14 protein-coding genes are annotated in these 23185 nt (G+C 40.6%); 10 read left to right on the forward strand and 4 right to left on the reverse strand.

Translation table 11 applies throughout. The annotated features are described in order from the left end of the window. Positions 1-15: 15 nt before the first annotated feature. Entirely contained in the window at positions 16-1440 is a 1425-nt protein-coding gene (locus E7X57_RS07545) for a sulfatase-like hydrolase/transferase (RefSeq protein WP_167880935.1), read from the reverse strand. Positions 1441-2052: 612 nt separating this feature from the next. Here E7X57_RS07545 and mtaA point away from each other — a divergent pair. The 10 genes from mtaA to E7X57_RS07595 all read left to right on the forward strand — a co-directional run bounded on the left by mtaA (position 2053) and on the right by E7X57_RS07595 (position 17952). Beyond that, on the forward strand, positions 2053-3072 hold the full coding sequence (gene mtaA / locus E7X57_RS07550; protein WP_135612252.1) for a methylcobamide:CoM methyltransferase MtaA: 1020 nt from the start codon (positions 2053-2055) through the stop codon (positions 3070-3072). A 127-nt stretch (positions 3073-3199) separates the two neighbouring features. Beyond that, positions 3200-4810 (forward strand): methylamine methyltransferase corrinoid protein reductive activase, encoded by a 1611-nt coding sequence (locus E7X57_RS07555; protein ID WP_135612254.1) that lies wholly within the window; start codon positions 3200-3202, stop codon positions 4808-4810. A gap of 338 nt (positions 4811-5148) precedes the next feature. Next, entirely contained in the window at positions 5149-8814 is a 3666-nt protein-coding gene (locus E7X57_RS07560; RefSeq protein WP_135612256.1) for a PAS domain S-box protein, read from the forward strand. 143 nt (positions 8815-8957) lie between these two features. Continuing rightward, positions 8958-9722 (forward strand): methanol--corrinoid protein MtaC, encoded by a 765-nt coding sequence (gene mtaC / locus E7X57_RS07565; protein ID WP_135612258.1) that lies wholly within the window; start codon positions 8958-8960, stop codon positions 9720-9722. A gap of 13 nt (positions 9723-9735) precedes the next feature. Beyond that, positions 9736-11121, forward strand: coding sequence for a methanol--corrinoid protein co-methyltransferase MtaB (mtaB, locus tag E7X57_RS07570; RefSeq protein ID WP_135612260.1), 1386 nt, complete (start codon positions 9736-9738; stop codon positions 11119-11121). A 792-nt stretch (positions 11122-11913) separates the two neighbouring features. Further along, positions 11914-12684 carry a methanol--corrinoid protein MtaC gene (gene mtaC, locus E7X57_RS07575; protein WP_135612263.1) on the forward strand — a complete coding sequence of 257 codons (771 nt, stop codon included), beginning with the start codon at positions 11914-11916 and terminating at the stop codon, positions 12682-12684. A gap of 13 nt (positions 12685-12697) precedes the next feature. Continuing rightward, positions 12698-14083, forward strand: a complete 1386-nt coding sequence (gene mtaB, locus E7X57_RS07580) for a methanol--corrinoid protein co-methyltransferase MtaB (protein WP_135612265.1) — start codon at positions 12698-12700, stop codon at positions 14081-14083. A gap of 331 nt (positions 14084-14414) precedes the next feature. Then, positions 14415-15032: an acetate uptake transporter gene (locus E7X57_RS07585; protein WP_135612267.1), complete on the forward strand. Its 618-nt coding sequence runs from the start codon at positions 14415-14417 to the stop codon at positions 15030-15032. A gap of 84 nt (positions 15033-15116) precedes the next feature. Next, complete coding sequence (locus tag E7X57_RS07590) at positions 15117-15965, forward strand: cation diffusion facilitator family transporter (protein WP_135612268.1); 849 nt, start codon at positions 15117-15119, stop codon at positions 15963-15965. Positions 15966-16035: 70 nt separating this feature from the next. Beyond that, positions 16036-17952, forward strand: a complete 1917-nt coding sequence (locus E7X57_RS07595; protein WP_135612271.1) for a hydantoinase/oxoprolinase N-terminal domain-containing protein — start codon at positions 16036-16038, stop codon at positions 17950-17952. A 306-nt stretch (positions 17953-18258) separates the two neighbouring features. Here the strand turns inward: E7X57_RS07595 and E7X57_RS07600 are convergent, their stop codons facing one another. From E7X57_RS07600 to E7X57_RS07610, 3 genes are all read right to left on the reverse strand, one after another. Continuing rightward, complete coding sequence (locus tag E7X57_RS07600) at positions 18259-20268, reverse strand: PAS domain S-box protein (RefSeq protein ID WP_135612273.1); 2010 nt, start codon at positions 20266-20268, stop codon at positions 18259-18261. A gap of 265 nt (positions 20269-20533) precedes the next feature. Further along, positions 20534-21691 (reverse strand): GTP-binding protein, encoded by a 1158-nt coding sequence (locus E7X57_RS07605; protein WP_135612275.1) that lies wholly within the window; start codon positions 21689-21691, stop codon positions 20534-20536. 241 nt (positions 21692-21932) lie between these two features. Further along, complete coding sequence (locus E7X57_RS07610) at positions 21933-23057, reverse strand: MFS transporter (protein WP_135612277.1); 1125 nt, start codon at positions 23055-23057, stop codon at positions 21933-21935. Positions 23058-23185: the final 128 nt, after the last annotated feature.

Below are 23185 nucleotides of genomic sequence, written 5' to 3' on the forward strand. Positions count from 1 at the left end.
TTGTGTTACCAACTGTCATCTTTTAAGGAGCCTGAAGATAATTCCCAATCCGGTCAGGTTTATCAGTACTATCAGGACCGAACCGATCGTACGACGTATATCTTTCTGCCCAGAGTCTTCGGTTCCTTTCGAAATATCCGGTGTTGGATCGAAACGGATGACCCGATCGGTGTCTGAAAATACTGTTCTTTCCATTATAGTCTCCGGATCTCCTGTAGTTTTCACTTTGATATCATATTGCCTGTCCTTTTCAAGTCCATAGAAGACATATGAATCATCTCCGGTTGCATCTGCGATTGTTTCATTGCCCCTGCATATCGTAACATTGCCTTTTTCAGGCAGTAACACTTTAAAATTGACATGATCTTTTGAAGCAAGGGATCTGCCGTTCGTAAAACGCATTTCATCAGGCAGGTCAAGCACGCTAAGTATAGTAGGTGCAATATCCTGCTGTCCGAACTCCCCCTCAAGAACTTCATTGTTCAGGTTCTTTGATGTTATAATGAAAGGTATCCTGAGAACTTCAGGTTGGCTGGCATACTGATCCGATTTGCTTCCCCCTCTTCCATCTGCAGACTGGAATGCCATGCCGTGGTCTGATGTAAGTATAAGTGCAAGATCATTTTCTTTTGTTAGTTCATACAATTCACCTATCATAATATCAAGATCTTTGATGGTATCAGTATAACCTTCACTCCTGCGATAGAGTCCTGCTGTATCTACTGCACCTACGTTGACAGTAAGGATGAACTTCTGTTCAGGATACTTTTCATTCATCAGGTCGATGATCTCTATCGTGCTGTCCATGGCCCAGCGATTGTAGGCATAATAACGCTCAATGCTACCTTCGGGATACTTTTCAATATAATCCGGTGCTAATTTTGCATTTATTTCCAGTATTTCTATTAGGGACGCTTGCATATCGTCATGTTCGCTCCGACCTGGGGAATTTGCAATAATTTCCATCTGCGGATCATTGATGGATGTCGTAACATCGCGTATGCATATATCCTGTTCTGCAATTATTTCCGGTATATCTCCTTTTTCAAGAATAGCAAAATTCTGGTATCCATTTTTGTGTGCAATGTCATAGATCGTTGCATCGGAATAGGCAACCATTGCAGGAGTTGCTCCGGAATTACCTGTTACGATCACTGAATGTCCATTCTCACCTTCCGTTGAAGGCGTTATCACATTAAGCACTCGCAATCCTTTATCTGATATAACGGAAAGATTCCTGGCAACTGGTTTCCCAATGATCGTCCCATCGAGTGCATAAGAGGTGATTTCAGGATAGATGTAGGATGAACCAAGTCCATCGATAATTAAAATGACTGCTCCGTTTGGTGTACTGATCGAATTAACGTCTATTTTGGTGAGGGCGCCGGCAGGGAGCGCACTGGAAGAAACTATAAAGCAAATTATTAGAATGATCTTCACAACTCTATAAATATTGTTTGATATTTGCCCGTTTTTCATCCTGTGGACAATATTTGTTCAGAATAAAATAAGTACTGTTTTTTAATTTCTGATTTTATTTTTTTATTTTTTCTTGTTATTTGCAACTTATACCTGCTAATTATGTTTGTTTTCTAATACATAGTATATAGCTTAATCTATAAGATATTATATATTATCAAATACTGAAATTAAATTATTTACTTATAGTGTCTATTGAAGTGCTTTTTTCCCCACTAGTATTTGAGAAAGCAAAAAATATACTCAATTGAATCGATTTGATTTTATAGTATATTGCTACCACAGATTTCCAATTATAATATATAAGAGATGTGGCTAACAATATAGTCATTTTTTTATCATCCTATGTTTATTTGAAAAAATCAATATCAATAGACTTTATATTTTTAGATAATAATTAATATTAAATATACCTCCTATAGAAAATATTATATATTAAATTTCACAAAAACAAATGTTTATATAATACAAAATCTGATTTTATTTTGGATAAATCTACCCAATTTGCGAGTTTGAAATAATATTTGCCATATCTGGTCTGACCAGATCATAAACTATATTGGAGTGTTATATATGACCGATCTAAACCCTAAAGAAAGACTATTAAAAGCATTAGCTAAAGAACCAGTTGACAGAACTCCGGTAGTATCTGTAACACAAACTGCTATTGTAGAACTCATGGACCAGACTGGTGCTGCGTGGCCGGAAGCCCACTCAGATCCTGAAAAGATGGCAACTCTTGCGATCGCATCACATGAGATCGGTGGTTTGGAAGCTGTAAGGTACCCATACTGCCTTACCGTCCTTGCAGAGGCAATGGGCTGTGAAGTCAACATGGGAACAAAGAACCGGCAGCCATCTGTTACTGATCACCCATATCCAAAAGGTGTAGACAACCTTGAGATGCCTGCAGACCTGCTGGCTAATGGAAGGATCCCTGCTGTCCTTGAAGCAACAAAGATCATAAGAGAAAAGGTCGGAGATGATATCCCCCTGGTTGCGGGCATGGAAGGTCCTGTAACCCTTGCATCTGATCTTGCAAGTGTTAAGAAGTTCATGAAATGGTCGATTAAGAAACCAGATGACTTTGAGACCATCCTTGACTTTGCAACCGATGCATGCATCGAATACGCAAACGCATTAGCAGATGCAGGTGCAGATGTTATCTGTGTACCTGATCCTGTAGCATCCCCTGACCTGATGAACCCGTCCACATTCGACACAGTTCTCAAGCCAAGACTTGCAAGATTTGCAGAAGCTGTAAAATGCCCGATGGTATTACACGTCTGTGGTAATGTCACCCCTATCCTTGACATGATGGCAGACTGCAAGTTCGAAGGACTTAGTATCGAAGAGAAGGTCGAAGATCTTAAAGGTGCTATTGCAACAGCAGGTGACAGGGCAGTTATTGTAGGCAATGTATCCAGTCCTTTCACATTGCTTTCAGGTGATGTGGCAAAGGTCAAGGAAGACTCAAAAAGAGCACTGGAAGATGGTGTTGCTGTATTATCCCCCGGATGTGGTATTGCACCAAATACACCTGTGGAGAATGTCAAAGCCCTTGTTGAAGCAAGGGATGAGTTCTTTGCTTGAACAATGTTCCTTAAGTTAAAGGCCCTGAAGATCAGGACCTTAACTTATTTTTGAACTTTATAAGTCTCAATTTCAATTTTAATTTCAAATCATACGATCGAGGTCGATCGGACAGGGAGTCATGATTATGCGAACGGGAATTGCAATAGACCTTGGAACAAGTGGTTTCAGGGCACAGAAAGTGGATCTGGACAATGGTGAAATAAAGAGGACTGTAATTACTATGAGGAATCCTCTCCCAGGTGCAAATGTAATGGATCACCTGGATTTTGCTATGACCTATGGACAGGACAAGGCACATGGGCTGGTTATCAGTGCTTTCAGGCATATTGTCAATGAGCTTGAGCCTGAGAATGGCACCGTGGACAGGATAGCCATTTGTGGTAACCCCATACAACTATCACTTTTCCAGGGAATTCCTATTGATGATCTTGCATATGCAGGTGAAAGAAAAAAACAATTGATGAACATTCAGGAGCAAGAGCGCGATGCTTCAATTGTTGACAGCATACAGATCAAAGGACTTGAGGATCTTGATTGCAAGGTCGTTATCCCACCTGCCATCAAACACGAAGTCGGTGCTGATGCCCTTGCATTGATCGTTAAATCAGGAATGTTGAACTCGGATGAAATCTCGATTGCCACAGATTATGGGACCAATGCTGAAATGGCCCTTAAAGTAGGGAATATTATCTATACAGGTTCTGCAGCAGCGGGGCCTGCACTTGAAGGACAGGAGATCGAAGACGGAAGTATTGCACGTCCTTTTGTGATCTCAGATATTGAGTTCAATAATGGTAACCTGAGAAACTTTGTCCTTGACGAGGAAATGAACACTATCCGGGGTTCTCTTGTAAATTATAAGACCGGAGATGTTGTTGAAGACGGTTCCATAAAAGCATCCGGAATCACCGGAACCGGAGTGATAGCACTTATTGATGAAGCTATGGACAACGGGCTCATCCAGTTGCCAAATATCAACACAAGTGATAAAATAATCCACCTTCAGGATAATGTGAAATTCACAGAAAAAGACCTTGCAGAAGCAGGAAGAGCTATTGGTGCCATACGTGCAGGCCATGTAACGCTGTGTAATGCTGCAGGCATATCTATGGAAGATGTGCAGATAGCCTACATGTCCGGTGCTGCAGGCACATATATGGATGCATTGAAGGCGCATCGTATCGGTATGATCCCTTACAATGTTTCAAATGTCTGCCAGATAGGCAACACATCCCTGATAGTTGCAAAGGAGATCCTGCTCTCGGAAGATCGGCTATGGGAACTCCAGAAGATTGCCAGGGAGATCGTTGGTACTCACGTAATGTTCGCAACTGATGAAGCTTTTAAAGAAGCTTATATCCTGGAACTTTCCTACTGGAACGAAGGAATGCCATTCAAGGGCCTGAAAAAGTTTCTCAGGAAAAAAGGGCTGCCCACAATTGATGTAGTAAAGACGACCCCGAATGTTGAAAAACGTGTGTTGAAGGATATTCCTGACCTTGGGGATGAGGGGTTGCACGTTCTCGAACAGGTTGGAACTTCTCTTAAGATGGAGGTTGAAGGTTGCATCGATTGCCACCAATGTATGGATATATGTCCAAATGATGCCCTAAAAGAGGAGAATCGCAATGTCAGTATACGGACGGATCTCTGCGATGGGGCGCATTGCCAGAAGTGCATTCATGTATGTCCAGAGGATGTGCTTGACTGGAACAAGCTCAAAGTGATGGGATAAGCCCTGGTAAAACTAATGGATCAAGATGTAAGCTCACACCTAAAAGGCACTCAGTACTGGATATTGATCTAAAAGTAAAGGATTGGATCGAAGGAAGCTACTATAGATCATTAGATGTGAGCAATTTCAATTATTCCTTAATTTAAGATAATCCTTTCGTTTAAGAGGAATGTCTTTAATAAAACTGTGGAAGTTATAACTTATTGGAGGAATATTGCTATTGTTATATCAAATATCTGACAAAATCAAAAGCAATAAATATGTCATCTTCAGATTAATAGCTAAAAAATGTGTAAAGTAAGATAACTGACAACTTAAAAAAACGTGCAAAACGGGAGATGTATAATATATACAGTTCCAGAGTACACAGAAGTTTAAAACCTGCTGAAAAGGAGTCTATTATATCAATACTGGGCAGCATGCCCGAATTCGATAGCGAAGCATCTGTCTTTTTTTCCTGGGACATTGGAAATAACTGGAAGATCCTGGATGTTTCTGATAACATATCACTTTTCGGATATGCTGTTGAAGAATGTAGGGATGAAAAATTCTCATATTCCGATCTTGTCCACCCCCATGACCTGAGACGTGTGGTCTCCGAGATAGAAGATCATCGTAAAACTGAGGGAGTCACATCTTTTTTCCAGGATTACAGGATACTGGCAAAGGATGGCTCTGTAGCAAATGTAAAGGTACTCAATGATCTCACAGTTGCTTCTGATGGGGCAATTGGATCTGCTTATGGTTTTATGATGGAAATGGTCAGTTTCCCTAATTCCGGTCATGCAAATTGTTATTTCGAATCTATCCTTGGTTCACTAAAAGAATCGATATTAATACTTGGTAACGATCTAAAGGTGATCTATGCGAACGATTCTTTCTATGATCTGTTTAAGGTCAGGCCTGAGGATATAATTGGTAAAAATGCAGGAAAGTTTGACCAGTTCAGACAAGATTCTCCTGAGCTTTTTAGTAATTTAAGCAATATTTGTGCGGAAGGGGAACCCATCAGGGATCTGGAATTCACATATGATTTTAGCAACATTGGTACACGTTCTATTTCGTTGAATGCAAGTCAAATATCTTTGTCCCCGGATGACGGATGTCTGCTACTTGCATCGCTTGAAGATATAACTGAACTGAAAAAAGCAGAAGAGCTGATATCATCTGAAGAGAAATATTCTTCTCTCGTTGAAAAGGGAACAGAGGGGATCATTGTTGTTCAGAATGATGTTGTTAAGTATGCTAACACGAAATTCTGTGAACTGAGAGGACTGGCAAAAGAAGATATCATAGGTTCAGATCTCTTTTCCCATCTTCCTACTGAATATCATCGTATGATCTCGATAAAGATCAAAAAATGGACATCCAGCAAGAAGAATGATCCTAAAAAATATGAAATAAACATATTTTCAAAAGATAAAGAAAACATACCTGTGGAAATAACTGCTTCCCGTAGTGACTATGCCGGAGAAAACGGAGTGATCATAACTATTAGTGACATCCGCGAAAAAAGAAAGGCAAAAGAAGCCCTCCTTGATACTGAGAAGAATTTTCGCCTCATCTTTGAGAAATCCCCAATGGGAATTGTACGCTTTGATCAGGAAGGCATCATCACTAACTCCAATGAAATATTTGATGAATTTTTCGAGCGTCTCCATGAAAGTATGATAGGGCAGAGTTTATTTGATCTCCTGCAGAATGATAACGTAAGGGAAGGTCTTAGCGATATTCTTAAAGGAAGGTCCAATAACTTTGCAGCTGAGACCCAGCTTACAAGGCACAACGAATCTGTGATACTGCGTTTGAACCTAAGTTCATTGATAGTAGATGGTTTTCCTCAGGGCGGCATGGCCATCTTTGATGATATAACCCTACATAAAATGGGAGAAGAGTCCCTTCAGCAGAATGAGACCCGTTTGACAAAGCTTCTTGAACTCAGTCAGATGTCAGATGCTGATGTCTCCAGCATTATCAGATTTGCCCTTCGATCAGCTCTTGATCTTACACAAAGCAGTAACGGTTATCTTATCAGGTTAGGGGACGATGGAATGCCTGATATGTTTTTATACCTTTTCAAAGATGAAAAGGGTCAGTATGCATTTACTGAAGATATTAATGATTTTTCTTCGAATCTGAAAAAGAATATTAAAGAACGTATTTCAACAGGGGAACCCCTGTTTTCTAACATTCTGGAAGATCGTGACAATAAGCCTGATGGATCAAAGAGATCGAACAGTCTTCTGGAGATCCCGCTTCATGATAATGGTTCCATCAAATTTGTGCTGGGTGTCGGTAGCAAGGATACGGCATACAATTACCTTGACACGCATAATTTGAAACTACTTATACAGTCCATGTGGAAACTGATAATTCAAAAGGAAGCGAATGAAGCACTTCGGACTTCTGAGGAAAAGTATTCAACCCTTGTTGAAAAAGGAAATGATGGTATCATCATAATTCTGGATGACATGCTTCTTTTCACAAATCCAATGTTCTGCAATATTGTGGGAATATCTGCTGATAAAGTAAAGGGGACAAAATTTTCCAGGTATCTTGCACCTGAATACAGAAGAATGATGGAGAAGATATTTTTAAAGATACTTGAAAAGAAAAAGAGTGTCAATCGTAAATCTGAAGTTTTTCTCCTGGGTAAGAATGGAAGGTACGTTCCGGTTGAAATAACAGCTTCTCGCATTGAGCACGATGGAAAACTTTCTGTAATGGCTATCATCCATGATATTACAGAACAGAAAGAAAAAGAGCAGGAATTACTTGGATCCCTTGAGGTCCAGAAGGTTCTGCAGGCTGTAATAAAGACCAGCCCTGCCGTTGTTTTCTTCTGGGGATCCCAATCTGATTGGCCTGTAGAGTTCGTTTCTGAGAACATCGAAAAGTTTGGTTATTCAACGGAAGAATTCATTTCCGGAAAGCTGAATTATAGTGACATTATCCACCCATCTGATTTGGAGAGGGTACAGGCATATTTTACCAGGAAGAATTCGGAAGGTGCATCAGAATATAACATCGAGTATCGTATTATAACAAAATCCGGTGATGTACGCTGGGTGGTGGAAAGGTCAACTCCGCAATATGACGAGGAGGGTAACCTTGCCCATATTCAGGGTATCATCCTGGACATCACAGAGCGTAAAAGGATCAACCAGTTCCTTAATATTGAATCGGAGGTAGGCAACCTGTTCACCCCTTCAGGGGACATTCAGGAAACCTTTGACCAGCTTCTGGAGTTCTCTTTACACATCGAGGGTCTTGATTGTGGAGCCCTTTATATCCTTGATAAGAATAATGGCGACCTGAACCTTGTATCGCATAATGGATTCTCTGAAGATTTTGTGAAGAACAATTCTCACTATAGTCCTGATACTATACAAAGCAGGTTATTCCTTATGGGTTATCCGCTCTATAAACTTTATTCAGAGATATTCCCACAGACACGCCATGATAATCGTGTGGATGAAGGAATTCTTGCTACTGCAGTTGTTCCTGTAAAATACAGAGAGGAGATCGTAGCAGTTCTTTTCCTTGCATCCCATGTCGAGTACGATATACCTTATGATGTTCATGCATCAGTGGAGACCATTGCTGCACAGATAGGGTCTATAATAGGCCGTATCGAAACCGAGGTTGATCTCCAGAAGAACCAGAACGATCTGAAATTACTTCTGGACAGCATTGAAGACCTCATATTTGTTCTTGATCAGGAAGGTTGCGTTCTCTATACAAATGAAAGCGTGACGAAAAAGCTTGGTTATTCAAAAGAGGAAATAACCGGCATGAACTTCATAAAAATGCATCCGCACAATAAAGTGCTTGATGTAGCAACTTACTTTAATAATGCAGCTTCAGGTAAAGGTGTTGTATTCACACTTCCTTTGCTGACCAGCACTGGAATGGTAATTTCTGTTGAGACGAGATTGACAAAAGGCAGATGGAAAAAACAGGGAGCATTAATAGCTGCCTGTCGTGAGGTGAACAGGACCTGATATCTAGTGGGTTAAGGAGTTGCAAATTTAAGATATAATCCATTAAATATATTATATGATTTAACATTATGATTTATTAACTTATATTTGTTAATTATTATGAGATGGAACATAGACCATTGATATTTATGAAGGAATAATTTATGATCGACATAAATCCTCAACATACATTAGTGCGATATAATCTGAAAGTAGAAAAGGAAATGACTCCTGAAGAAGTTGCAGAGGAGCTATTCCCGACAGATGAAGTTATACGTGAAGTTGCAAGAGCTGTTTTTGAAGGTGACGAAGATGAAGTTGTGGAAAGTCTTCAGAATGCGATAGATAAGGGCAAGGATCCTTTGCACCTGATAAATGATGGACTTATGATGGGAATGGATATCGTTTCAACACTTTATGATGGTAATATGCTCTATCTTCCTGACGTTATCATATCAGCCCAGGCAATGATCGAAGGAATTGAGTTCTGTAAGGAACGCTCCGGTGAAGAACACGAATACAGGGGCAAGATCGTTTCCTATGTTGTGGAAGGTGACATACATGATATCGGCAAGAAGATCGTAACAGTGCTTCTCAGGGCAAAAGGCTATGAGGTCATTGATCTTGGAAAAGATGTTCCCGTTGAGGAGGTCATTGCTGCTGTGAAAAGGGAAAATCCGATCATGCTTACCGGGACTGCCCTTATGACAACTACAATGTCTGCATTTAAGGATGTAAACTCCCGTCTTCTTGATAGTGATATTAACGTTCCGGTGGTATGTGGAGGGGGAGCAGTTACACAGGATTTTATTTCCCAGTACGATCTTGGCCTCTACTGTGAGGAAGCAGCAGACGTTCCGAAGATCGCAGATGCTATACTGAAAGGATTTGATGTTGAACGCCTCAGGAAGGAGTTCCACAAACATTGATGGTGGTTACGTTATGGATATTAAACGTTATACAAAAATGGCATACGATGATTTTGAGGATATGGTCTTCGGACATTCCCTCTATCCTGTAAAAACGGGTTTTGATCTCGAGATCGGAGCCGGTTATACTTCTGCAGAGGTGAATTATGCACCCCGGCCTTCATCAGGAGAGTCAAAAGAGAAACTGGTCGCAGAATATGAGAAGATCACAACTGATATCCTTCAAAGGATGGTTCAGGTAGGTTTTCCTTCCGTAGTGCTTGAGACCGAACATGTGCTTCAGATGACCACTAATCCGGGATGGGGGGCAGAGATTGCACATGCCCAGAAGACCATCATGGAAGAATATTACGACGAATATGGTATCAAATGCGCATTGCGCAATACTCTTGCCGATATCCGCGGAGGTCGTGAGAGTCTTGACCTGCGGGGAGACCCTTATAATGTCCTTATGGAATCCTTCGAGCAGGTAGCATCCAACGGTGCGGATATGCTTTCGATCGAGTCACTTGGAGGAAAGAGCGTTTTTGACACTGCTATCCTGCATAACGATATACCGGGAATTTTATTTTCGATCGGAATTCTTGGAACTCTTGATGTTGAATTTATCTGGTCCGAGATCAGCAGCATCGCAAAGAAACACAATGTAATTGCTGCAGGAGATACTGATTGTTCCCAGGCTAATACTGCTATGTTCATTGCAGGAGGTCTCCTTGACAGGAAACTTGCCCATACAATGGCTATAGTGGCAAGGGCTATCTCTGCACCGAGATCACTTGCAGCATACGAGGCAGGAGCTGTTGGCCCGGGAAAGGATTGTGGTTATGAGAACACAATAATCAAGGCTATAACCGGAGTTCCCATTTCACAGGAAGGAAAAGCTTCCACCTGTGCTCATTCGGATCTTATGGGTAATCTTGTTATGCAGTGCTGTGATCTCTGGTCCAATGAGTCCGTAGAATATCACGGTGAATTTGGCGGTACAAGTGTCCAGTGTTGGGGCGAAACATTATCCTATGATTGCTCAATGCTGAATACAGCTATTGAAGCTGGTTATGAAAAAGTATTCCGGGATGTGCTAATGGCTTCGGACCGATATCGTGATCCTCAGTCCTTCATGCTCGCATTTGATAATGCGTACAGGCTCGGGGAAGTTATCGTAAAAGATGGTAATGATATCTATTTACGTGCCAGGAACGCTGCAATTGAAGCCTGTGATATTATTGAGAAAGGGTCAAAAGGACAGTTAGAACTTTCCAAATTTGAGAAAGTATCTCTGGCAAAGGTAAGCAAGGTACTTAATTCCCTTACCGATGAAAAGGATGTTTTCATTGAAGCGCAGATGGATAAATTTAAGTCTGAAATGCCTGAATTCAGGCCTGAAAACTATGGTTATTGAGAAGATAACTTCTCATTTTTCACTTTTCTATTTTTAATTTGAGTACTATTATTCTTATTTTAATTGCGGTACAAGGTTAGTTTCATGCTATTCAGGATCATCTGTTCGTCAATGCATGTGCTGCCCAGAATAGTATTATTTAAGCGTTTTGATTGCCATAATTATTTTTGAAAAATCTACATTATTATATGCTTGATACAATATTTAGAGGTTACACCATTCTTTAGAAATTTTTCCAAAATGAATGGACCTATATTTTTTTGTCTTTTCGTTTATTCTATCTTTTGATAGTGTTTTTCATTTCTGTTGATAAAAAATGAATATGTATTTTATTATATATAGATTTCTACAACATTAAATATAGATTTCCCGGATTTCCTTTAATTAAATTATATTATCGGAATCAATTGACTTTTTTTATTACATGTAACGTTTTCAATTCGATCTTACTTTGTGAGATATGTTTTTATATTAGTTTACTCAAAGTGCCTGGCATTTATTTTATATAAGAATATCTCTACTAAATTAGACTATTGTTTTCACTAATGTTTATATTTCACCAGATTTTCACTATCAATAAGCACTTTTATTTTTAAGAATATAGTCTTGAAGATAATTGGTCAAATTAGATATCTTTATATATTAAAACCATAAAATAGAAACGTTTATATATTGAAATACCAGACGTTTTATTAGGATTTCAGGATGGAATCTTATGGATTGGATCGAAAACGATCTTCTAACTATAGAATGATCGTTTCAATATATAAAAAAGAACAAAGGAAGTAAAACATGACCAGTTTCGATGTAGACCCCAGTGAAATTCTGGTAAGGTACAATGTAAAAATGGAAAAGGCAATGACGCCTGAAGACGCTGCAGCTGAACTCTATCCAAAGGATGAGTTATTCAGATCAATTGCAGAAGCGATCTTTGAAGGCGAGGAAGACGACGTTGTCGAAGGTCTCGAGAAGGCAATCGATGCAGGCAAGAACCCAATTGCATTGATCGACGATGCTCTCATGGTAGGTATGAAGGTTGTCACAGATCTGTACGACCAGGGCATAATTTTCCTTCCAAACGTCATGATGTCCGCAGATGCAATGCTCGATGGTATTGAGTTCTGTAAGGGACAGTCTGACGAAGCACCTGTTTCAAAGGGCAAAGTAGTATGCCATGTAGCAGAAGGAGATGTACACGACATTGGAAAGACCATCGTTGCTGCTCTTCTCAGAGCAAACGGATACGAAGTAGTTGACCTTGGACGTGACGTTCCTGTGGATGAAGTTATCGAGGCTGTCAAAGCTGAGAAACCGATCATGCTTACAGGTACTGCACTGATGACAACAACAATGTACGCTTTCAAGGCTGTCAACGACAGGCTTCTTGAAGCAGGTCTTAAGGTCCCATTCGCCTGTGGCGGCGGAGCAGTCAACCAGGACTTTGTAACTACCTATGACCTAGGTGTCTACGGTGAAGAAGCTGCTGACGCACCAAAGATGGCAGATAAGATCGTGGCCGGTGCAAGTATTAGCGCACTGAAAGAGGAATTCCATAAACACTAAAGGGGTGAGAAAAATGGCAATAAACAGATACACAAAGATGGCATATGGCAATGCAGATGAAATGATCTTCGGTAAATCAAAGTTCCCTGTAAAGGCAGGACTTGGCCTTGAGATCGGTGGCGGATATACATCCCCTGAAGTGAACTATGCTCCAAGACCTGAAGCAGGTGCATCAAAGGAGAAACTCGTCAAGGAATACCAGAGGATCACCACAGATATCATGAACCGTATGGTCCAGGTAGGTTTCCCATCTGTAGTACTTGAGACAGAACACGTTGAACAGATGACCAACAACCCAACATGGGGAGGAGAGGTCGCACACGCACAGAAGGAGATCATGGAAGAGTTCCACGACGAATACGGCATCAAATGTGCATTAAGGCACACACCTGGTGACATCCGTGAAGACCGTGACTTCCTTGAGCTCAGAGGTGACAAATTCAACACTCTTATGGAATCCTTCGAAGAAGTAGCATCAAATGGTGCTGACCTGCTCTCCATTGAGACAATGGGTGGTAAGGAAGTATTCGACTATGCTATCCTGAGGAACGATGTTCCTGGTATGCTCTACGCAATTGGCTGCCTTGGTACCATGGATATGGACTTCATCTGGCAGGAGATCGCCAGTGTCGCAAAGAAGAACAACGTCGTTGCAGCTGGTGATACTGATTGTTCCGAAGCAAACACTGCAATGTTCATTGGTGGCGGTCTGCTCGACAAGAACCTTGCTCACACACTTGCTATCATCGCAAGGGCAATCTCAGCACCAAGGTCACTCGCAGCATACGAGGCAGGAGCTGTAGGTCCGGGCAAGGACTGTGGATATGAGAACACGATCATAAAATCAATTGCCGGTGTTCCAATTGCACAGGAAGGTAAGAGCTCAACCTGTGCACACTCTGATGTCATGGGTAATCTTGTCATGCAATGCTGTGACCTCTGGTCAAACGAGTCTGTCGAATACCACGCTGAGTTTGGTGGTACATCCGTACAGTGCTGGTCAGAATCCCTCGCATATGACTGTGCTTTGATGAACACAGCAACTGCAACAGGAAAAGCAAAGGATCTCAGAGACCTGTTCACACTTTCCGACAAATACAGGGATCCACAGGGCTATGTGCTTGCATATGACAATGCATACCGCGTTGGTGAGGCAATTGTCAAGGACGGAAACGATATCTACCTCCGTGCAAAGAATGCTGCACTCAAATCTGTAGAGATCATGGAAGAAGGAATGGCTGGTAAACTTGAACTCACAAGGTTCGAGAAGGGTGCACTTGCAGATGCAAAGGATGCACTGTCTGCACTTACAGATGACCAGGACACCTTCATGAGTGACTGTATGGCCAAGTACAAGGAAGAAGTTAAGGTATTCCTGCCTGAGAACTACGGTCTCTAAGCAGATTTCCAAAACGGTTTTCCAGACGTGGACAGTAGCCCCGGATTATTCGGGGCTACTTTCATCACCTTGAAAAATCACTTTTGTATTACAGACATTTTAAAACCCCTTAACTAACTACGGTAATATTCTTTCCCTAAAGTAAATGAATAGATAGGAGGCGATACCCAGGAATTTACAAACTCCTTTATCTCCTTAAATCGTTATTTTTATTTTTCAATGAGCAATAGTGTGCTCGATTATATATTACAATTTAGAACTGTTTGAATATATATTACTAATTAGTAGTTTACAACACCCATTATTACAATAAAACCGGAAGTGATCATATTTGACAAATAATGAAGAGACACCAGAGAACTGTATTTTATGTAAGCCTGAGAATGAATTTCACATAATCGATAAAACATCAGATCATGCACCACTCGGATTCATGGGACTTGGTCTTGCTGCTACAATGCTTGGCCTGATGGGATCAGGATTCTTTGCAGATGCTACTATGGTAGTATCAATGTCCATTTTCCTTGGTGGATTTGCACAGGTATTTGCAGGTATTGAAGGTTGGAAGAAAGGCGATGTTTTCGGAGCAACAGCATTCTCAGCCTTTGGCCTGTTCTGGTTCTCCTTTGCGTTCATACTAATGGCTACTGGAATTGCAGAAGGAGTTCTCGGTTCAGCCAGTGCAGCATCCGTTGGTTTCTACCTTCTGATATGGGGTATAGTTTCCCTTGTGTTATTGCTTGTTACATTTAAGATCGGAATCAAGGCAATAATTGTGGTATTCATCACACTCACCCTGACATTCTTCCTGAATGCAGCAGCAAACTTTGGGATGGGAGTTGGCGTAATTGCAGGTTACATGACCTTATTACTTGGTCTTTGTGCAATGTACACTTCACTTGCACTTGTAGCGAATTCCGTGTTTGGTAAGACAGTTGCACCTCTCTGAATCACGGTGCAAAATAGATACTATCAAGTTTCCAGCCGATCATCTGATCGGTTGTTACTTGATCTCAAAAATGAAGGGGTCGAAATGTGGGCAATAGCTACATTAAAAGGAATATCATTTGTAGTTTTTATATTTTACCTGGCAATGGCAATACTAAAGATAGCTATGGGAATGTATGCCGACCTCTCTGCAATTGGATCAATAGGATATTATTCACTTTTCGTCTGTATAATAGGATCTGCAAGAATATTCGGTCCACAAGTAGTTTCACATTTTGCTGAGTCTGATCATCCATATGGCTATAAAAAATATGGTTCATTGATCACTTTTTTTGTTGCTTTAATGTTCGTTCTGTTTGGTCTTGAAATTCTTAAAACATTAATTACGACCGCGTCTTCAGATGGTTATTCCGGATATTACCCGTTTGTATTTGGAACAGTACTTTTTACAATTATACTGGATATTTTGATACTGAAGATCAAAAAAGAAGATATATCTCCGGCAAAAAATGATATGTTCAACACATCTCTTATAGAAACAGACCTTCTGCTATCGATCATTGTTGCCGGTATACTAATATCAGGGACGATCTATCCACTGGCAGAACTCCTGGTCGTATTTCTGATCGTGGCATTTCTCTTCAAAGAGTGTGCATCCATCATTGTAGAATCAAGTAATACATTATGTGATGCATGCATGCTCGATGAAAATGCTGTATGCAGGATCGTGAATTCAATCGATGGCGTGGAAGATTGCTACAGGGTGCGTGCACATGGTGTTTCGCAGAGCCTTTTTGTTGATCTGCATGTGAAGGTTATGTCTGATATGCATATCAGGGATTCACAAAGATTGGTGGCACGCATTGAAAACGATCTTAAGAGGAGTTTTAGAGGGGTATCAGACGTATTTGTCTATATCGAGCCCTATAACTAATTAGAATTTACGATTTCAATTGGGCCGGTAGCTGCCCAATTATAACGTCAGGAAAGAACGGTGATAACCAATGCAATATAGTTTGGGTATTGATGCAGGCGGAACATATACGGATGCGATCCTTGTGAGGGATTCTGACAGGTCAGTTGTAACTTCCAACAAGGCACTGACAACATATCCGGATCTTATCGAAGGAATAAAGAATGCAATTGATGGTATCGATCAGGAATACCTGAAAAAAGTAAAACTTGTATCGCTTTCCACAACACTTGCAACAAATACCGTTCTTGAAGATACCGGTTATCCTGTCGGCCTTATTCTTGCAGGTGACCACAATATCGAAAAGGATTTCCCGACAAATAACATCATTTTTGTGTCAGGCGGTCATGATCATATGGGGGAAGAGATGGCACCTCTGGATATCGATGCAGTGACAAACTTCGTCCAGAGGGTCCAGGACAATGTGTCAGCTTTTGCTGTATCTTCACATTTCAGCATACGTAATCCCGAGCATGAGCTCCGGGTAAAGGAACTGATCAAAAAACTGACAGGTAAACCAGTGGTATGTGGTCATGAACTTTCGCAGGATATTGGTGCCTATGAAAGGTCGGTTACAGCTTATCTGAACGCACAGTTGCTTCCTGTTGGAAAACATTTCATAAACGCCATAATCACAGAGATGAAAAGAAGACAGATGGATGCAAGGCTTATCATGCTCAAATGTGATGGTTCCGTGGTTGGCATCCGGGATGCACTGGAAAAACCCATTGAAACAATATTCTCAGGTCCGGCTGCAAGTCTGATAGGTGCGTCCTATCTATCCGGTATTGGCACCTGTGCTGTCATAGATGTTGGTGGAACAAGTACTGATGTTTCAATGATTTGCGAAAATGTTCCGGATCTTAGTGAAGCAGGTGCAGTTGTTGGTGGCTGGCAGACAAAGGTCAAGGCAATCCATATGGAAACATCTGCAATGGGCGGTGACAGCCATATCTGGACTAAGGACAAGAACGTTTACATAGGTCCCAGAAGAGTAGAACCGTTATGTCTTGCTGCGGTTAAGTATAAGGGCTTTCTCGAAAAACTAAAGAGAATAGTGGTTCCTTCACGCCGGCTTTTTGACGAAAATATCCAGCCGACCAAATTCTTTGTGAGGAACGGCCATGAGATCGTTGATCTGACAGAGAACGAGGAGATGGTCCTGTCGGTGATCGGTGATGATCCCGTTTCATTTGATGAAATGTCCGGCAGCTTGAAAAAACCACCATCGTCCTTTGTATTGAGTTCTCTTATAAAGAAAAGACTTGTTCAGGCGATCGGTTTTACACCAACCGATGTGCTGCATGTATTGGGCGAGTATAATGAGTGGAACTCAGAGGCATCGAAACTGGGTGCAGATGTCATTGCAAAGTTGAACAATACCGGCAAATATGAACTTTCAGCTTTCCTTAAAAAAAGATTTGCTCGGAATATGGCACTTGAGCTGATGTCTTACATCTTGCCGGGGGTTGAACGCTCAGGTATTGAAAAAATCGTTGATGGGAAGTTCAAGGCAAAGTTCGACGTAGAAGTTCCGGTGGTACTGCTTGGAGGTCCTGTAATTGCCTATAAAGACGAGATCAGGTCCTTTATTAATGCTGACATACTCGTTCCCGACCATGCTGAAGTTGGTAATGCAGCTGGGGCACTTTTCGGGAAAGGTATCAAAAGGTTCGAGATCATGATAAAACCGGTATCATTGAACAACCCTGAAAGGGATTTTTTTGTATTCTCTCCCGATGGAAGACTGAAGTTCGACACATATGTGCAGGCATTATCTTTTGCTAATGACCGTGGCAGGTCGCTTACCTTCAGCTATATGAGTGAATGTGGCATCAGGGAAAGCAACGTCAATGTGACGGTAACAGAAAAGCATGTTTCACCGGAAGGATGGCATCATCCTCCGATGGAATCAAAACTGACCTTTGTTGGTGTCGGGATAATTTAAATTTAAAATTAGATTTAAAATTAAATTTAAAGGAAGATTATTCTGATAAACCTCTCCAACAGAAGCAATATTTGTAACCTATTGTAATTATTTTGTATTATATCCTTAACAACTTAGCTTTTAAAGAAGGGGCAAGCATCTTGAAAATCCTGGTAACAAGCTCTCTGATGTAGAATCTCTGATAGACTAGAAACAATTTCATCCAATTATTGCATGGATGTCTGACACAAAACAGAGTTAGGTGGAAGACTAAAAAATGATGAACATGATTTGTTCTAGAGAGATGAAAAAATGTGAAACTTATTTTTACCGGCGTAATCTGATGTGAACTGTGGTACCTTTCCCTTCTTCACTTTCGATCCATATATCTCCTTTATGGGCTTCAACGATGCTCTTGCAAATATAAAGCCCCACACCTGTTCCGCCATATTTGCGTTTGATCGAGGCATCGATCTGGTAAAATCTCTGGAATAGGTTTGGTATTAGTTCTTGAGGTATTCCAATTCCGGTATCTTCTACCTCGATATGCAGGTACTTTTCCTCTTCATATGCCTTCAGGACAATCATGCCTCCTGAAGGGGTAAACTTTATTGCATTATCAATAAGGTTGGTCAACATATCGGAAAGTCTGGTTTTATCTCCATCTATCAAAGCTAAATTATCAGGTACACATTTTTCAATTTTCAAATATTTCTCTTTAATTTGCAAATTTACGTCATTTACTACATTATCTATGATCTCTGCAATCCAGACCTTCTCGATATTATATTGGATAGCCCTGGATTCCAGTCCGCTGATGAACAATAACGATTCTATCAGGCGTCTGAGCCGTTCAGAATTTCTCAAAACTGTATTGACTGCCTTTTTTTGCTGTTCATTGAGTGATCCCAGGGTTCCATCAAAAACGAGTTCTCCATAACCCTTGATGGAAACAAGCGGTGTTTTAAGTTCGTGGCTTATGTTGGATAAGAACTCATTCTTCATCACATCAAGGGATTTGAGATCCTCGTTTGCCTTTTCCAGTTCTTTATTCACCTTTGAAAGTTCATTTGCATATTTTTGAAGTGCCTCTTTGGATTGGTTTCTCTGGATAATTCTCCACATACCTTCCATAAGTAACGTCAGTTGGCGAACGTCGGATTCATTATATTCTTCATCTTTGTTCCCTACGCCTGCTAATGCAACTATCTTTTCACCATCAAACACGGGGATGTTCATGTGGCGTGTTAGTTTCACATGGTCTTTTGGAAATCCTTTCTTTAAGGGGCTTGGAGCATTGTAATCATTTGTAATAATGGGTTTTCGCTGCCTCAGCGCTTCTCCCCAAAGTCCGGTGCTTTTCAGGGTATAAACTATAGGCCTATCCCTTATTTTGCATTCCTGCATAGCAGTTTTGGACCATGAATGCATTGTGAGAACGGCCTCATCTTCATTTACGAATGCGATATAACCAACTTTGCTTTGAGTAAGCCTGACAGCTTCTTCACGGGCAAAGTCTACGATCTCCTGAATTGACCTATCGGTCATCTGATTAAGTTGCAAAAGTGTTTCGAGACGATACTCATCAAGCTTCCAGGCATCTTCAGCCTCTTTGCGTCTTGTGATATCTTCAAAGATGCCGATGCCACCCAGAAGATCACCATCTTCTGATATGTTAGGGCTGTATTCAGCTTTAATTGGCGTTATTTTGCCACTGATTACAGAATGATACATGTTTTCATAATGACCCGGCTTTCCAGAGAGTACTGTTTTAACAGCATTCTTCATTTTTTCATCCTGGATCGAAGTTGCCATATTAAAGCCAATAATATCTTTTCTGGATACAGCAATGATCTCAAGGAACTTTTCATTACAATGTGTGATCATCCCATTTTGATCAAAGTGGAATATTCCCATTGGTGAATTCTCAAAGATCATTCGGTACTTCTTTTCGGATCCCTTTAGCGCTTCTTCTGCCATCTTACGTTCACTGATATCTTCAAAGATACCGATACCACCCAGAAGAGTGCCTTCTTCTGATATGTTTGGGTTGTAATCAGCTTTTACAAAAATAAGTTCGCCACTGATCACAGTGCAATATTTTCCTTCAAAATGACCCGGTTTTCTTGAAAGAACCGCTTTGATGGCATCCTTCATCCTTTCATTTCGAATAGAAGTCACCATATTAAAGCCAATAACATCTTTTCTTGAAGCAGATATAATTTCAAGGAATTTGTCATTGCAATGAGTTATCATCCCATTTTGGTCAAAATGAAAAATTCCCAGAGGTGAATTCTCAAAGATAAGACGGTAGTTCTTTTCCGAATCCTGAGACATATTTTCTACCTCTTTATTTTTGATAATATCTTTGGAAATTCTTATTCCCCCGGTACTGTAACTATCATTAAGTATCCTTGAAAAAGAAAAACGATATTAAAAGCCAATTCTATGTTGGGCTTTAATATTATTGTAGTTATTATCATTACATTTGTCTGCCTTTCGAATTACATACGTTTGTTAAATTATTTGCGTATTATACAACAAGAGGTTGCCCCTTAACTAAAAATTTGTCAGGAACATGCTAAAATTGTAAGCAACCGTCTTAATGCTGATGTGAATGTCCGTGTTCATGATGCGGATCAATTTTTTCTATCTCAACCCCATAACGAGTGAACACGTCTGTTGCAAAGTTATCTACGATCTTCACAAGCTCTTCTTTATCCATATTCGATATTGCTGAAAGTATCTTTAATTTAGGAGTTTCATTCTTTCCTGTTTCGATCAGCTCTAATTGCGGATCTTCGAAGTATGCTGTGACGTTCATTTTCACTGTATCCGCATCAGAATCAAGGAACATTTTGATATGACCAATGAACTCAGGACTATGCTCCATTACTTCTGCTTTTATGCTTGCCATGATATCCCTGGCTATCATCTTTGCTCTATCAAGATCCATTCTGTCCCGGATCTTATATTCTACAGCGTAGGTTGCAACCCCTGATGCGTCTATAGAGTTTTCAATTTCCTGCTCGTCCCTGATAAGTCCCATATCTTTTTTGCTGACAAGGGATATGCTATTTTCAGGAGGAAGGGATGTCCTACCCATCTCTTTCGGTTTCATTTCCTGAACTTTTGCATCCGGAGATCCATTAAGTATTGACTCAGGAAGTATCATGTCCATGAAACTATAGAATTTTTCATCGCTATTCTTTGCAGAGATACGTATCACTTTTGCTTTTTTGTTGAGCTGCTGTACAGATTCTTCTATAATAGGTATCTGGATGTTGTCCATAAGGTCGATCTTATTAATGGCAAGGATCTCTGCATCCTCTATCTGGCGGGTGGAGAAATGTTTCATCTCTTTTAGCAGGTGTTTGAACCTGCTGCCATCTATAAGGGTTACAAGAGGTGCTATTTCTGCACCTTCTCCCAGGTCCATCAGTTCTACCTCTCTTTTGATCACATTTGGAAATGCAATTCCGGTAGGTTCGATTATAAGGACATCCGGATTGTAAGAATTAAAAAGTGTTATCACAGTCGAGCGTAGGCCCATCTTGAGTGAACAACAGATACAACCGTTCGTGATCTCTTTTGTATCAAAACCGAACTTGTTGATGATGTCACCATCGATCCCGATCTCACCGATCTCGTTGACGATAATAGCAACTTTGAGTCCCTTATCCACGAGATACTTACCAGTATTGATTATTGTGGTGGTCTTTCCGCTTCCAAGAAAACCGCCAACTACAAGTGTTAGCATTTTAGTAGCTCCTCTTTTGTTTTTAGGAACGTGTCATCCGATCCAAAAATGAGACGTCCTTTTCTCTTTATATGTTCGATATTACTGGTTATTATATCTTTTGATATTGATTCCAGTTATCCGGCCTGCTCCCCTAAACTCTTGTTTACACCGGCAATTGATGCTAAAGAGTTACTCATTATCAATAAAAATAATTATAACATCGTATTAGAGATGAAAAAGTATGATCCTGTCATTACTTTCATGATGAAGATCGCATCGAAAAATGATTCAGGAGCACAGTTGCACCGAATAGCAATGCAGTCGCTGCAAATATCGTCCCAATATCAAATGCTCCTGTAAATACTCCTGCTATAAGTGGCATCAATGCCAGTCCTGCATAAATGCAGGTATTGTAAATACCCATTGCCATTCCATGATCGATCTTCATGGTTGTGATCGCCAGTGGAAGTCCAAGTAACATGATCCCTGATCCAAGACCTATAACAGTAAATCCTGCCATTGGGTAATATATGGTTGCAATTATCCCGAACGTTGTGATAAGGATGCCTTTTTTTATGAGATCATCGTAGCTAAAATTAAAACGTGCTATTGTGATCGATGAGATCATGGTTGACAGGTATAATAATGAGATGGCGACCCCCAGCTCGGTCTTTGTCAGAAAGGAGCTGCCATACTCAGGATAAAGAGATACGAGCACACCACTTGATCCTGCAAGCAGGAATGAAATTATCCATATACTGAGTGAGCTCTTGCTTGTAACAAATGAGATATAAGTTCTAGCCGACATTGTGCTTGTTCCTGACACATTTCCGTTGTCCTGTTTTCCGGCAAGGCAGGTCATATGATAGAATGCGAAAACCAGGGTAAAGGCAGTTAGCGTAACAAAAAGGTATATTCCATATTTAATGCTGATATCCGCAAGATAACCGGTAATAGCGACACCTGCAGCAAGTCCTCCATTGATCAGAAAATTAAATTCGCCAATGTATCGCATCTTTTTTGTGAACAGTGCTAACCTTGAAAATGCAGCGGGGAAGAACGCACCACATGACGCACCCTCAATAAAGCGTGCCAGCACGAGGATCATGAAATCATTTGTGACGGCTATAGCGATTCCTGATATGAATGAAAGTATCAATCCGAGTACTACAAATTTCATGCTGCAGAATCTGTCACTAAGAATTCCGAATGGGAGCATAGTGAAAAGTGCACCCAGGAAAAAAGATGAGTATAAGAGGCTTGTTGAGGTAACAGCTGTCGTCTGCCCGGTAGCAGCAAGCTCAGGAAGTATGGGTATGACTGCATTGGAAAGACCCATTATTACAAAAGCGGAAGAATAGAGTAAGAACCTTTCATGATCCATGATAGTGTCTGTTATTCCTCTGGAAGTTAGATAAGCTTTTACATCCTGACAAGGGTTCTAAAAGAGCTATTCTTTTCAGGATACAGACCGAATAAATACATAGCGTCAACTAAAAACGTATAGCAATT

Origin of the sequence: Methanococcoides sp. AM1, from assembly GCF_900774055.1 — an archaeon.
Taxonomy (GTDB): domain Archaea; phylum Halobacteriota; class Methanosarcinia; order Methanosarcinales; family Methanosarcinaceae; genus Methanococcoides.

Coding starts and splice junctions, on each gene's coding strand:
- mtaA (WP_135612252.1), top strand. CDS start 2,053: ATGACCGATCTAAACCCTAAAGAAAGACTATTAAAAGCATTAGCTAAA.
- E7X57_RS07555 (WP_135612254.1), top strand. CDS start 3,200: ATGCGAACGGGAATTGCAATAGACCTTGGAACAAGTGGTTTCAGGGCA.
- E7X57_RS07560 (WP_135612256.1), top strand. CDS start 5,149: ATGTATAATATATACAGTTCCAGAGTACACAGAAGTTTAAAACCTGCT.
- mtaC (WP_135612258.1), top strand. CDS start 8,958: ATGATCGACATAAATCCTCAACATACATTAGTGCGATATAATCTGAAA.
- mtaB (WP_135612260.1), top strand. CDS start 9,736: ATGGATATTAAACGTTATACAAAAATGGCATACGATGATTTTGAGGAT.
- mtaC (WP_135612263.1), top strand. CDS start 11,914: ATGACCAGTTTCGATGTAGACCCCAGTGAAATTCTGGTAAGGTACAAT.
- mtaB (WP_135612265.1), top strand. CDS start 12,698: ATGGCAATAAACAGATACACAAAGATGGCATATGGCAATGCAGATGAA.
- E7X57_RS07590 (WP_135612268.1), top strand. CDS start 15,117: ATGTGGGCAATAGCTACATTAAAAGGAATATCATTTGTAGTTTTTATA.
- E7X57_RS07595 (WP_135612271.1), top strand. CDS start 16,036: ATGCAATATAGTTTGGGTATTGATGCAGGCGGAACATATACGGATGCG.
- E7X57_RS07600 (WP_135612273.1), bottom strand. CDS start 20,268: ATGTCTCAGGATTCGGAAAAGAACTACCGTCTTATCTTTGAGAATTCA.
- E7X57_RS07605 (WP_135612275.1), bottom strand. CDS start 21,691: ATGCTAACACTTGTAGTTGGCGGTTTTCTTGGAAGCGGAAAGACCACC.
- E7X57_RS07610 (WP_135612277.1), bottom strand. CDS start 23,057: ATGGATCATGAAAGGTTCTTACTCTATTCTTCCGCTTTTGTAATAATG.